We start from the raw sequence: 13,598 nt of genomic DNA, 5'->3' as shown, positions 1-13,598 counted from the left end.
CCTGCGGCAGGCTTTTGAAGCAACGGCAACGGCAACGGCAACGGCAGGTCATGGCGATGGGTTGCTACGGGTTGGCCGGGTCGGGGTGGGCAGGCAGGACACGCCATAAACCCGTCCATGGGGCTCGATGGCGCCATCCATGGCGCCAACGGTCCTGCCTGCCCACCCCGGCCCAGCCCTCCCGGCATTTCGGTGTCGGACGGCAAGAGCGTTGGGTTTCCAGGTGGAAAGAGGGGTCAGATCCGTTTTCCTGCGGAAAACGGATCTGACCCCGGAAGCAATACGGCTGTTGCTCTTGCTCTTCTTTCTTCAATCCGGGGTGGACGCGCACGGAAAATGTCTGTGGCCGGGAGGGTGGGTTGCGCAGGGGTGTCCGCGGCATGGATGCCGCGGCCAAGCCCCCAGGGACGGGTTTACGGCGCCCCCTGCGCAACCCACCCTCCCGGCCAGCCCTCAGTAGCCAAGCACTCTCCGCGACCACCACGAGGGGCTTCGCCGTTGGCTGGATATCCAGATACCCCGTAAACGCAAACGCCCCAGCGCAGGGCCGGGGCGTCTTCGTCCGTCAGGTCAGGCAGGCATCAGAATTCCTGCCAGTCTCCGTCGGCCAGTTCGGTGGCCATCGGGCGACCACCCGCCGTGCGGCGGGCCGGCGGTGCGGTCGGTGCCGGAGCGACCGGCGCCGTGGCGCGCGGGGCCGGGGCAGCGGCGACGCGCGGGGCGGCGACGACCTCGGCTTCGTCGACCACGAAGATCGACACAGCCTCGCTGAGATGGCCGGCCTGTTCTTCCATTGCACGTGCGGCGGCGGTGGCTTCCTCCACCAGCGCGGCGTTCTGCTGGGTGGTCTCGTCCATCTGCACCACGGTCTGGTTGACCTGCTCGATGCCGGCGCTCTGTTCCTGCGAAGCCGCAGAGATCTCGGCCATGATGTCGGTCACGCGCTGTACCGAGGCGACGATCTCGCCCATGGTGGCGCCGGCCTTGTGTACCAGGGCCGAGCCGTCGTTGACCTTGCCAACGGAGTCGTCGATCAGGCCCTTGATCTCCTTGGCGGCAGCGGCCGAGCGCTGGGCGAGGGTGCGCACCTCGCTGGCGACCACGGCGAAACCACGTCCCTGTTCACCGGCACGTGCGGCTTCCACGGCGGCGTTCAGTGCCAGGATGTTGGTCTGGAACGCGATGCCGTCGATGACCGAGATGATCTCGGCGATCTTCTTCGACGAGGCTTCGATCGCCGACATGGTGGTGACCACCTGGCCGACCACTTCACCGCCCTGCGAGGCGACGCCATGCGCGCCGATCGCGAGCTGGTTGGCCTGGCGGGCGTGTTCGGCGTTCTGGCGCACGGTGGAGGTCAGTTCCTCCATCGAGGCAGCGGTTTCTTCCAGGTTGGCAGCCTGCTGTTCGGTACGGCGCGACAGGTCGCTGTTGCCCGAGGCGATTTCGCCGGCGGCCGAGCTGATCGCACGGCTGGACTGCTTGATGCGGGTGACGATCTCGCTCAGCTGCGCGGCCGTGGCGTTGGCGTCGTCGCGCATGCGGGCGAACACGCCCTGGTAGTCGCCATGCATGCGCACGGTCAGGTCACCCTGCGACAGCGCGGCGAGCAGGCCGGAGATCTGTTCGATGCTGCCGGCATTGGCGTCCAGCAGGCCGTTGATCTGCTGGGCCAGCTGCAGGAAGAAGCCTTCCTTGTCGCTGGAATCGATGCGGCCGGACAGGTCGCCGGCGGCTGCCTGGGCGATCACGCGCGCCACTTCGGCTTCCACCTGCGCTTCCTGGGTACGGTCGCGCCATTCCACCACGTAGCCGACGGTGTCGCCGCCTTCATTGCGGATGGTCGAGACCACCTGGGCGAACTGGGCATCGCCGTACTGCATCGGGCGACGGGCGACGCCGTGTGCCTTCAGGTTACCCAGCAGGGTCTGGTCCATTTCACCGCGGTGTTCAAGCACGGTGACCGGCTTGCCGATCAGCGAGGCCTGGGCGTCGAAGTCCGGCAGGTCGCGGCGCACTTCGTCCTGGTACTGGCTCAGGGTCTGCTGCAGGGCGCGGTTGCTGTAGACGATGGTGTTGCTGGTGTCGGTCAGGTACACGCCGGTCGAGCTGTAATCCAGCGCCGTGCGGATGCGCAGGTTCTCGCGCGCCACGGCCTGGTCGGTTTCGATGCGCTCGCGCAGGTCGCGCTGCATGCGCTGCATGGCCTGCATCAGTTCGCCCACTTCATCCTGGCGGCTGACGTCGATGTGGCCATCGAGCTTGCCGCCGGCCACGTCGTTGGCAACCGACACGGCGCCGCGCACGCTGCCGACCAGGGCGCGGGCGAACAACCAGACCAGCACCAGGCCGAGCGCAGCGCCGCCCAGCAGGGCGATCACGGTCAGCACGGCCGAGGCGGAATAGGTGGATTCAGCCTCTTCGCGCGAGGCGCGGGCGAGGCGGTTGTCTTCGGCGATGAGGGCTTCCAGCGCCGAGGCAGCCTTGCGGTGCTTGGTGCGGGTCTCGCCGACGAAGGTATCGATGGCGTCGTCCGGCAGGTCCAGTTCCAGCATCTCGGTGACGCTGTCATAGGAGGCCAGGGCGTCCTTCCATTCCTTGGCGAAGGTGTCGAACAGCTTCTTCTGCTGCGGGTTGTCGACCAGGGTCGGATAGCCCTTGATCGACTTGTCCATGCTCTCGCGCAGCTCGACGGTCTGCTTGCGTGCATCCGCCTTGACGTCGTCGCTGGCGCGGATCAGCTGCTGGTAGGCGGCGTTGCGGTATTCACCCAGCATGCCGCGCATCTCGCCGGCCATGCGGATGCTCTCCATGCGAGAACCCGCCAGCTCGGTGGTGACATTGTTCAGCGAATGCAGGCCGCGATAGGCGACGATGCCCTGCAGCAACATCACCAGCAGGAGGACGCCGAAGGTCAGCAGCAGCTTCGGCATCAGTTTGAGGTTGTTGATCCACGGCATGGGCGTTGCGATCTCCTAAGGCAGACGCGTCCGGGCATCGGGCCCGGTTGCAGCAGAAACCACGCCGGTACCAGGTCCGGCGTGGTTCGACGGACAGCGGATTACTTGATGTTGGCCAGCTTCAGACCGGCCGGCGAGCTGACTTCGATTTCCGCGCGCGAGGCGTCGCGCTGGATCTTGCCGATCACGCAGACGGTCTTGCCTTCCAGGGTTTCCAGCGGGAAGGAGAACTTGCCGCGGTTCTCGCCGGCGATGCGGGCCGAGAAGGTGTGGCGCGGGAAGGCGCCGCCCATGTACAGGAAGGTCGGCTGGCCTTCGGAACCTTCTGCGTAGCGGGCCTTTTCAACCTTGCCGCAGACCATGCCGTCCTTGCCGACCGAGCGCGGGGCCAGTTCCGGCGGGATCATGTCGGCCGACTGGGCGAACGCGGCGGAAGCGGTGGTGGCCAGGACAGCGGCCGAAACGAACGCAAGCAGGGACTTCATCGAGGTGTATCTCCGGGGATGGTGATGGTCGTTCCGGTTCTGCGCGCTCCTGCGCGACCGGCTTCTGTCCCCCTATCGGCACTGCCGGAGGGAACTGAAGGGTTGTGTGACCAGAACGTGAAGCAGGTCCGCTTGATCAGGCGGCGGCGTCTTCAACGACGTTGGCCTGGCCCATGTCGGCGCTGTCCAGCAGGGTCTCGATGTCGAGCAGGATCAGCATGCGGTCGTCCTGCGTGCCGATGCCGGAGATGAAGCGGGTATCGACGGCGGCGCCGAATTCCGGGGTCGGACGGATCTGCTCTGCCGACAGCGGGATCACGTCCGAGACGCTGTCGACCACGATGCCGACCACGCGGTCGTCGACGTTCAGCACGATCATCACGGTGAAGGCGTCGTAGCGGGCATCGTCCAGGCGCAGCTTCAGGCGCAGGTCGATGACCGGGACGATGGTGCCGCGCAGGTTGATCACGCCCTTGATGTAGTCCGGCGCATCCGGCACGCGGGTGACGGCGTCGTAGCCGCGGATTTCCTGCACCTTGAGGATGTCCACGCCGTAGTGCTCGGCACCGAGGGTGAAGCTGAGGAATTCGCCACCGGCGCTGGCGGTGGAGCTGGTCTTGTCGTTCATCGAGGGGTCCTGGTTCTGCCGGAAGTCCCGGTGTCAGGCTCGATATCGGCCCCTCGTCGGGGGACTTTAGGTGTGGGCCCCCGCGTTGTCGCGAGGTTGCCGGCCAGCGGCCGGCACTACCGGTTGGACGGGCCTTACAGCTCGCCGTTGCGGCGCGCCTTGCGCTGGCGGTCGATGCGGAAGATGTAGCGTTGGATGGCGCTGTCGGCGCCACGCGGCAGGATGTCGAAGCGCATGCCCACGCGCTTGATCTCGATGCCGTTGGGTTGGCGCTGCGGCAGCAGGTTGCAGACGACCAGCTCGATCTCCAGGTCCGGGCCGTCGGGCAGCGACAGCACCGCCGGGTAGCGCTTCTGCAGGCTGAACACCGCGCAGTCGGTAGGCACGGCCACCGCCAGGCCGCCACCACTGATGTCCACCACCCGCATCGACAGCGCTTCGGCGCGGCTCTCGCCGGCGGGGATCAGCAGCTGGGGCGAATCGGTGACGGGCGTCTCCAGCCGGTACATCTCACGTCGTTGCAGATGGACCAGCTCGTCCGGCAGCGGGGCGCGGAAGGCGACGTGGCCGTCGTTGTCCACACGCTGCAGTGCCTGCAGGCGGAACCGCACCAGCACGCGTTCGAGCTGGGCGAAGCACAGCAGATGATCGGCCTGTTCGGCGGCGCGGTTGGACGCCTCCTGCGGGCTGCCGTCGAGCAGCAGGGTGTCTTCGTCCTCGTCGAGCTCAAGCAGCGCGGTCGGGAACGAGCGGTCGCGGCCGTCGATATGCGCATTGATCAGTGATCGCTGGTCGATCAGCGATCGCAGCAGCTGCCGCAGCTGGCGCGGATTACGGACCAGGAAACGTTCGTCAGCGGCATCAGCCGCGTGGACATCATGCACTGCAGTGTCGTTGCCGTCGGACATGGAATCTACGGTCAGGGGCGGGCGCCAGCACGCGTTGGCGCGAGGCTCGATGGGGATATCGGCCACTGTGCCGGATTATGAAGTGAGAATTGCATCACTTTCCATGCGTCCGGGGTCGGATCCCCTTCCCGAAGGAAAGGGATCCGGCCCCAGGTACATCAGAACTCCTGCCAGTCGCCGTCTGCGGCCAGCGCCGGCTGGGCTGTCGCGGTGCGCAGCGTACGCGCCGGGGCCGGCTTTGCGGCCGGTGCGGCGGCTGCAACCTGGCGCGGTACCGGTGCCGCCAGCGGGCGTGCCGGGATGGCCGTCGTGCCCTGTGATGCCAACCGGAAGCGGGCCACGGCTTCACCCAGCTGCACGGCCTGGTCTTCCATCGCGCGCGCGGCGGCGGTGGCTTCCTCCACCAGTGCGGCGTTCTGCTGGGTCGTCTCGTCCATCTGCACCACGGTCTGGTTGACCTGCTCGATGCCGGCCGACTGCTCCTGCGAAGCCGCAGAGATCTCGGCCATGATGTCGGTCACGCGCTGCACCGAGGCGACGATCTCGCCCATGGTGCTGCCGGCCTGATGGACAAGGCTGGAGCCTTCGGCGACCTTGCCGACCGAATCATCGATCAGGCCCTTGATCTCCTTGGCGGCGGCGGCCGAGCGCTGGGCGAGGGTACGCACTTCGCTGGCGACCACGGCGAAGCCTCGGCCCTGCTCACCGGCACGGGCGGCTTCGACGGCGGCGTTCAATGCCAGGATGTTGGTCTGGAAGGCGATGCCGTCGATGACCGAGATGATCTCGGCGATCTTCTTCGACGAGGCTTCGATGGCCGACATGGTGGTGACCACCTGGCCGACCACCTCGCCACCCTGCGAGGCGACGCCATGCGCACCGATCGCGAGCTGGTTGGCCTGGCGGGCGTGCTCGGCGTTCTGGCGCACGGTGGAGGTCAGTTCCTCCATCGAGGCAGCGGTTTCTTCCAGGTTGGCGGCCTGCTGCTCGGTACGGCGCGACAGGTCGCTGTTGCCCGAAGCAATCTCACCGGCGGCCAGGGTGATGCTGGAAGCACTGGCCTGGATCTGGCCGACGATCTGGGTCAGCTGTGCAACGGTGGTGTTGGCGTCGTCACGCATGCGCGCGAACACGCCGTTGAACTGGCCGTCCATGCGTGCGGTCAGGTCGCCGGCGGCGATCGACTGCAGCAGCTGCGAGAGCTGGCCGAGGTTGCCGTCGGCCACCTGCATCATGCTGTTGAGCTGCTCGATCATCACGCGGAAGTCGTGATCGAAACGCTGCGCATCCCCGCGCTGGCTGAAGTCGCCGGCGGCGGCGGCCGAGGCCAGCTGCTGGATCTGCGTGTTGATGGCCAGCAGGCTGGCCTTGGCCGCATCCATCGACTCGTGCAGGATCGCGCGGCTGCCGGGCAGGCGGCGTGCGTCCGGGGTGAGGTTGCCTGTGGCGTACTGGTTGAGCACGTCGATGGCGTCGCGGATTGCGTCCAGGTGCTCGAAGATCACGGTATTGATGCCGCCGGCCAGCTGGCCATAGACGCCCGGGAAGTCTTCCGGGATGCGGTGGCTGATGTCCGGGCCAGCGTGCATCTCTGCCATCAGCTGGGTCTGTTCGCTGAAACGGCGAAGCATCGCGGTCATCTCGGCCGTGGCGGCCAGCATCTTGCCGGCTTCGTCCTTGCTGGTGGCCTGGGTGCTGACGCTGAGGTCGCCGCGGGCAACCGCCTGGATGGCATGCACGGCCTTGCCCAGCGGGCCAGTGACGGCGCGCGAGATGACCACGGCCAGCGTAGCGGCCACCAGCGACAGCAGCACGATGCAGCCGATGATGGCAATCATGCTGGTGCGGTGGGTGGCATTGGCAGCGGCGATCTTGCCGTCCATCAGGCCGGCGATGTGGCTGCCGAGGGTCTTCATCGCGGCGAACAGGTCACGACGGGCCGGGCGCGACTGTTCGTCGGAGATCTGTTGTGCCAAGGCACCATCGCCGGCGGCCACGGCCTCGCGCATCGCCTTGTTGGCGGCGAAATAGCGTTCCAGCTGCACGTTGGCCGCGCGATAGAGTTCGCGCTCCTTGTCCAGTGCCGGCAGCGCCGAGTACGCGGCCAGCTCGTCATGCACGGCCTTGGCGGTGTCGTCCATGCGCTTGTTGTAGTCGATGACCTTCTCCGGCTGATCGAGCATGCTCAGCAGGGCCAGTTCGTAGGTGCGGAACTCGCCCAGCTGCGAGCGTGCTTCGCCCAGATGCTGGACCGACGGAATATCGTTGCTGGCCATCTCGCCCAACTGACTGTTGGCCTCGCTCAGGCGGACCAGGGCGAAGGCGCCGAGGACCAGGGTCATCAACGTGGTGAGGGTGAACCCCACGGCCAGCTTGCGGGCGATGGGCAGATCTTGGAACCACTTCATGCAGGGTGCTCCAGGTGGGCAGGGCGCCGACGTCGGTGCGTCGGCTGGGGGTGGTTGCAGAGCGAACGGGGGTGCCCGGTGGGGTTCGGTGACGGCCGTCAAAGCGAGATAGCGGCGTGCTGCGGGCGGACTTTATGGACGCAGATCACATTCGGTTGCGTAGGGAAGACGACGCGAAAGTGCTGCAGTGGCGGGGCTTGCGCTTGGGTGACGTGGCTGCGCCCGAAACCATCGCGTCGACGGAGTTCACGGAATGCGGAGCGCAGTGGGTCGGGGTCAGATCCCTGTCCGCAGGAAAGGGATCTGACCCCTTGGCAGGGAGCACGCAAACAAAAACCGCCGCCCCGAAGGGCGGCGGTCCAATACACGCATGCGGTGTGAATCAGGCGGCCTGCGGCATCCGCAGCGAGCGCACCAGCCCGCCGATGTCGACGATCAGGGCCACGCGGCCGTCGCCGAGGATGGTGGCACCGGACACCCCGCCGATGCGGCGGTAGTTGTTCTCGATGTTCTTCACCACCACCTGTTGCTGACCGACCAGCTCGTCCACTTCCAATGCGATCTTCTGGCCATCGCCTTCGACCACCACCACCAGCGATTCACTGCCAGGCGCACGGTTGCCGTAGCCGTAGTACTCGCTCAGCGACAGGATCGGCAGGTACTCGCCACGCACGCGCAGTACGCGGCCTTCGCCGGCCATGCTGCGGATGTCCTCGGGCTGCGGCTGCAATGCTTCCAGCACATAGGCCAGCGGCAGGATCAGGGTTTCGCCGGCCACGGCCACGGTCATGCCATCGAGGATGGCCAGGGTCAGCGGCAGGCGGATCAGCGTGCGCGTACCAGCACCAAGGCTGCTTTCGATCTGCACCTCGCCACCCAGCGCCTGGATGTTGCGGCGGACCACGTCCATGCCGACGCCGCGGCCGGACAGGTCGGTGACTGCATCGGCGGTGGAGAAGCCAGGCTGGAAGATCAGGTCCCAGACCTGCGAATCGGTCGGGTTGTCCGGCACGGCCAGGCCGCGTTCGTGGGCCTTGGCCAGGATCTTGGCGCGGTCGAGGCCGCGACCGTCGTCGCTGACTTCGATGACGATGTGGCCGCCCTGATGCGAGGCGGCCAGGGTGATCGTGCCGGTCTCGTCCTTGCCTGCGCCACGACGCACGTCGGGCATTTCCAGGCCATGGTCGATCGAGTTGCGCACCAGATGTACCAGCGGGTCGGCGATCTTTTCGATCAGGCCCTTGTCCAGTTCCGTGCCTTCGCCGACGGTGCGCAGGCGGACCTGCTTGCCGAGGCGGCTGGACAGGTCGCGGACCAGGCGCGGGAAGCGGCGGAACACCGCGTCGACCGGCAGCATGCGCACGCCGATCACGGCTTCCTGCAGGTCGCGGGTGTTGCGTTCCAGCTGGTCCAGGCCGGCGAACAGGCTCTCGGCGTGGACCGGGTCCAGTGCGTGCGAGACCTGCTTGAGCATAGCCTGGGTGATGACCAGTTCGCCGACCAGGTTGATCAGCGCATCGACCTTGTCGACGCTGACTCGGATCGAGGTTTCGGCTTCCTGGCTGGCGCCGCCGCTGGTGGCGGGCGCAGCGGGCGCCGCTGGTGCGGCGGCAGCCGGTGTGGAAGGGGCGGTTGCAACGGGCGCCTGTGTAGCCAGGCTCGGCGGTGCGGCCGGACGGATGTCCAGTTCGCAGTCGTCCAGCACCCAGGCGAAGGTGTCTTCGATCTTGCTGCGCGGCACCTTGCCGACCAGACCCAGGTCCCACGCCAGGTGGGCCTCGAGCGGGTCGAGCTGGGCGAACCCCGGCAGGCGTTCCATGCGCGCGGCCACCTGCAGCGAGCCGAGGTGTTCCAGCTCGCGGATGATGCGCAGCGGGTCGTTGCCGCTCATGAACAGCGACGGTGCCGGGGTGAAGCCGATCTGCCAGGCTTCCGGCGTATCGTCCACCTTGGCCGCGACGGCAGCGGGGGCGCTCGGTGCGGCCTGGCCGGAAAGGACCGCTTCCAGGCGCGCCTTCACCGCAGCGACTGCAGCCGGATCGGCAGCCTGGCCGTGTTCGGCTTCGCGAAGCAGGGCGCGCAGCACGTCCACCGAGGACAGCATGGCGTCGACCGCGTGGCCTTCCAGCGCCCGCTTGCCGGCACGCAGTTCATCGAGCAGCGTTTCCAGCACGTGGGTCAGGCCGGCGATCGTATCGAAGCCGAAGGTGCCGGCGCCGCCCTTGATCGAGTGGGCGGCGCGGAACACCGAATTGATGATCTCCGCGTCCTGCTGCCCCGATTCCAGGGCCAGCAGGCCAGCCTCCATCGCGTCGAGGCCTTCGCGGCTCTCCTCGAAGAAGGTGGCGTGGAAGCGTTGCAGGTCCATGCTCATGGCAGTGGTGGTCCGGAAGCGAAGAGGGGGAGCGGTGGCGGGCGATCAGCCCAGCACTTTCTGCACGGTGGCGACCAGCTGTTCGGGATTGAACGGCTTGACCAGCCAGCCGGTGGCGCCGGCGGCCTTGCCTTCGGACTTCTTGTCGGCGGCCGATTCGGTGGTCAGCATCAGCAGCGGGGTGAACTTGTAGTCCGGCAGCTGGCGCAGTTCGCGAATCAGCGCGATGCCGTCCATGTTCGGCATGTTGACGTCGGTGACCACCGCATTGAAGCGCTGGCCCTTGGCGCGACCGAGCGCGACCGCGCCGTCTTCGGCTTCTTCGACGGCAAAACCGGCCGAGGTGAGGGCGAAGGAAACCATCTGGCGCATCGACGCCGAATCGTCCACCACCAAGATACGTGCGCTCATGCAGCGTTCTCCACAGATTTCAGGTTGTCATGGGTTACGTCCAGGCCCAGGGCCTGGGTGACGCCCAGCAGGCGCGCGGCGTCACGGAAGGTTGCAGTGCAACCGTGGAAGCCGGTGCCGAGACCTGCCTCGCGGCGGGCCTGCACGAACGCACACAGCACCTGCACGGCGGCCGTGTGGATGCGGGCGACCTGGCTTGCATCCAGGGTCAGCTCGCCTGCCTGCGCCACCAGCGGGGCGAGGCGGTTCTTGAGCTCGGTGGTGCTCTCGATGCCGAGATCCCCACCCAGTTCGACAGTGCTCATCGTTGCTCCGGACAAACGGTTCCGTGATCCATAACGGCACCCCGGCGGGGTTCTTTAGGGGAATCGACGCGGTGCGTCCCCGACAGGCAACGCGTCGGCGCAAAGCGCCGACTCAGCTCAACAGCCGCGTGGCATCCAGCAGGATCATCGGGCGCTGGCTGACCCGGGCGACGCCGCGGAACAGGTCGTTGGAGATCTGGCAGATGCGCGCGGTATCGGGCGGTTCGATCTGCGAATCGGTGAGGTTGGCGACATCTTCCACCGCAGACACGCGCAGGCCGATGGTCTCGCCGTCTTCTTCCAGGACCACGATGCGGGTCTGTGAGTCGTCTTCAGCGGCCGCCGCGCCAAGGTGCAGGCCGAGATCCATCACCGGTACCACCTGGCCGCGCAGGTTCATGATGCCGAGCATGGCCGGTGCGGTGCCGCGCAACGGCAGCAGCGGCACCGGCAGCACCACTTCCTGCACCTTCAGCAGTTCCAGTGCATAGGCCTGGGTGCCGCAGCGCAGGCGCAGCCAGCGCGAGGTGCGCTCGCCGGCGCGTCGGTTCTGCGGATGCGGACTACTGGCGGGCCGATGTGCCTGTGCCTGCAGTTCCTGCCAGCTGTTCGGACGGTTGCCTGCTGGTGCGTCCACGGCCACGCGCGGTGGCGGCGCGGCATCGGTGCGTGCCGCTGGAGCGGGTGCTGCGACTACGGCCGGTGGCGGCGCAGGAACGTCCTCACCGCCTGCTGCGGCCTCGAATGCAGCCTGCAGGCCGGGGCTGTCGGTGTGGGCGAGGCGATGGCTGTCGGCCGTATCGGTCTCGTAGATCACTTCGTCCGGCAGGTCGTCCCAGGTGGGCTCCGGACCTGCCTTGGCGGCGGTCGGAGCAGGGGGCGTCTCGTGGATCACCTCGTCAGGCAGGTCATCCCAGGTTGGTTCGCGCTCGGGAGCGGCGACAGGCGTTGCGGCGGCCTCGAAAGCGGCTTCCAGTGCTGCGTTGTCCTCTGCCGGGGCAGCAGCAACAGTCTCCGTTTCGTAGATCACTTCGGCCGGCAGGTCGTCCCAGGTCGGCTCGCGCTCGGGCGCGCCAGCAGCGGCCTCGAATGCAGCTTCCAGCGCAGCGTCGTCCTCGATCAGTGTGTTGGCCGCGGTGTCGGTCTCGTAGATCACTTCGGCCGGAAGATCGTCCCAGGTCGGCTCGCGTTCGGCGTCCGCTGCAATCGCCGGGCACGCTTCGTCGCTGGCCGGCGGCGGTGCAGCCGGTGGCGCCACGGCGATCGCTTCGCCCAGCAGTTCGTCCAGATAGTCGTCCAGTACGCCGGTGCTGTTCATGCGGCCTGCTCCAGGGCACGGGCGTCCTCGCCGAGAATCCAGTTCAGGGCGCGGCGGTAGGCAGCCAGGCCGCGGCCCGGGTAGTCCTCGCCGACGCTCGGCAGGGTCAGGCCGGCGGCGTTGCTGATGCGGGTATCAATCGGAATCGCGTCTTCCCACACGCGGCTACCGTGACGATCCTGCATCGTGCGCAGCGACTCGTTGCCGGCGCGGGTGCGGCGGTCGAACAGGGTGGGCAGGATCGAGATCGGCAGCGGGCGGCGGCGTGAACGCTCGACCATCTCTCCGGTGCGGACCATCCCATCCAGGCCATGCAGAGCCAGCGGCTCGGCCTGGGTGGGAATGATCAGGCGGTCGGCCGCGGCCAGTGCGTTGATCATCAACAGACCGAGGGTGGGTGCGCAGTCCAGCAGGATGTAGTCGTGCTGTCCCTGATGGCGGGCAAGCGCGTTCTGCAGGGCCAGGCCGAGGCCGGGCTGGTTGGCGCTGCGGCGTTCCAATGTGGCCAGCGCGGATTGTGCACAGACATAGTCCAGGCCGTGGATGCTGCTGGCATGGCACAGGCTGGAAAGATCGGCCGGCGGTGCGCCGAACAGTTCCAGCACGCCGGCCGGCGGCGGATCCACCGGCACGCCGAAGGCGCGGCTGAGTGAGGCGTGCGGATCGAGGTCGATCAGCAGCACGCGATGGCCAAGCGCGGCCAGGCCACGGCCGAGGGCGAGGGTGGTGGTGGTCTTGCCGACTCCGCCCTTCTGGTTGGCGACTGCCCAGATGCGCATCGGTTTACTCCTTCATTGCCGGGGGAACGGCGGCGCCGACGCGGCTGCCAGCCGGCACCGGCGGCAACTTCACCGGTGCGATGGGAGAGGTGGGGGCGCTGGCCGGAGTTGCGGCGGCCTGTTCGGTAGCGGTGCTGTCGGTGGCGCCGGTGGCTGCGTTCAGGCGCTGGCCGAGCGGGTCCACCGAATGCGAGGTGTCGGCCAGGATGATGACCATCACCCGACGGTTGCGGTTGCGGCCCTGCGCGCTGTCGTTCTCTTCGCGCGGGCGGAACTGGCCGTAGCCGACCATCGCCAGCCGCGACGGCTGCACGCCCTGGTCGGCGAACAGGTGCACCACGCTGGCCGCGCGGCCGGCCGACAGTTCCCAGTTTGAAGGGAAGGTGGCGGTAGCAATCGGTACATTGTCGGTGTGCCCTTCCACGCGCACGCTGTTGGGCACGTCACGCAGCACCTCGGCCAGGCTGGCCAGGGTCTGCCGTGCATGCACGTCCAGCGCGGCCGAGCCGGTGGGGAACAGGATGTCGCTGTTGATTTCGACTTCGATCCACAGCTCGGTGCGGCGCACGCTGATCATGCCGCGGTCGATCAACGGCGCCAGTGCAGCGGTAAGGCGGTCGGCGATGCTGTTGAGCTGGCGCTCGGCGCGCGCGATCTGCTCCTGGTTGTGCACCGACACCGGCATGCGCATCTGCGAGGCCATCGATGGCAGCAGGGTCGGGTCGTGCGACGGTGCAGGCGCTGAGGGTCCGATCTTGGTGCCGGACTTGATCACCGAGGGGCTGTCCCAGCCGCCCCCCTGCACCTGTTTGTTACCCACCTGCACCGGATTGATGGTGCGCGGTGCGCCGCCGAAGGCATCGGTCAGCGCGTCGGCCATGATCCGATACTTGCCCTCGTTGACCGAGGAAATCGCGTACATGACCACGAAAAAGGCGAGCAGCAGCGTCATCAGGTCGGCATAGGGAATCGCCCATGCTTCGTGGTTGGCGTGCTCTTCGTGGTGCTTGCGGCGGGCCATG

The 13,598-nt window shown here is 67.4% G+C and carries 10 protein-coding genes and 1 pseudogene; all 11 read right to left on the bottom strand.

Annotated elements, in window-relative coordinates:
* Nucleotides 1–581: 581 nt before the first annotated feature.
* A complete protein-coding gene (locus N5D20_RS09905; RefSeq protein WP_197579425.1) occupies nt 582–2,960 on the bottom strand; it encodes a methyl-accepting chemotaxis protein in 2,379 nt (792 codons plus the stop codon).
* 101 nt (nt 2,961–3,061) lie between these two features.
* A complete protein-coding gene (locus N5D20_RS09900) occupies nt 3,062–3,445 on the bottom strand; it encodes a hypothetical protein (protein ID WP_010482470.1) in 384 nt (127 codons plus the stop codon).
* A 136-nt stretch (nt 3,446–3,581) separates the two neighbouring features.
* Nucleotides 3,582–4,073, bottom strand: a complete 492-nt coding sequence (locus tag N5D20_RS09895) for a chemotaxis protein CheW (RefSeq protein ID WP_010482468.1) — start codon at nt 4,071–4,073, stop codon at nt 3,582–3,584.
* 134 nt (nt 4,074–4,207) lie between these two features.
* Nucleotides 4,208–4,981 (bottom strand): flagellar brake protein, encoded by a 774-nt coding sequence (locus N5D20_RS09890; protein ID WP_049437805.1) that lies wholly within the window; start codon nt 4,979–4,981, stop codon nt 4,208–4,210.
* A 158-nt stretch (nt 4,982–5,139) separates the two neighbouring features.
* Nucleotides 5,140–7,389, bottom strand: a complete 2,250-nt coding sequence (locus N5D20_RS09885; RefSeq protein ID WP_197579426.1) for a methyl-accepting chemotaxis protein — start codon at nt 7,387–7,389, stop codon at nt 5,140–5,142.
* 382 nt (nt 7,390–7,771) lie between these two features.
* Nucleotides 7,772–9,763 carry a chemotaxis protein CheA gene (locus tag N5D20_RS09880; protein ID WP_197579427.1) on the bottom strand — a complete coding sequence of 664 codons (1,992 nt, stop codon included), beginning with the start codon at nt 9,761–9,763 and terminating at the stop codon, nt 7,772–7,774.
* Between the two features lie 45 nt (nt 9,764–9,808).
* Entirely contained in the window at nt 9,809–10,174 is a 366-nt protein-coding gene (locus N5D20_RS09875; RefSeq protein ID WP_005409521.1) for a response regulator, read from the bottom strand.
* A complete protein-coding gene (locus tag N5D20_RS09870; protein WP_014037092.1) occupies nt 10,171–10,479 on the bottom strand; it encodes an STAS domain-containing protein in 309 nt (102 codons plus the stop codon). The genes N5D20_RS09875 and N5D20_RS09870 overlap by 4 nt, the downstream gene beginning before the upstream one ends.
* 112 nt (nt 10,480–10,591) lie before the next feature.
* Nucleotides 10,592–11,797 (bottom strand): chemotaxis protein CheW, encoded by a 1,206-nt coding sequence (locus N5D20_RS09865; RefSeq protein ID WP_049434719.1) that lies wholly within the window; start codon nt 11,795–11,797, stop codon nt 10,592–10,594.
* Nucleotides 11,794–12,576 (bottom strand): ParA family protein, encoded by a 783-nt coding sequence (locus N5D20_RS09860; protein WP_049444855.1) that lies wholly within the window; start codon nt 12,574–12,576, stop codon nt 11,794–11,796. The genes N5D20_RS09865 and N5D20_RS09860 overlap by 4 nt, the downstream gene beginning before the upstream one ends.
* A gap of 175 nt (nt 12,577–12,751) precedes the next feature.
* Nucleotides 12,752–13,597: pseudogene (gene motD, locus N5D20_RS09855) on the bottom strand (flagellar motor protein MotD); the annotation flags it as partial.
* Between the last annotated feature and the right edge of the window lies 1 nt (nt 13,598).

The sequence above is a fragment of the Stenotrophomonas sp. GD03877 genome, from assembly GCF_029840555.1.
In the GTDB taxonomy this organism is placed as follows: domain Bacteria; phylum Pseudomonadota; class Gammaproteobacteria; order Xanthomonadales; family Xanthomonadaceae; genus Stenotrophomonas; species Stenotrophomonas geniculata.
Note: the sequence above shows the minus strand (reverse complement) of the source record. Positions and strands in the feature narration are given on the sequence as shown.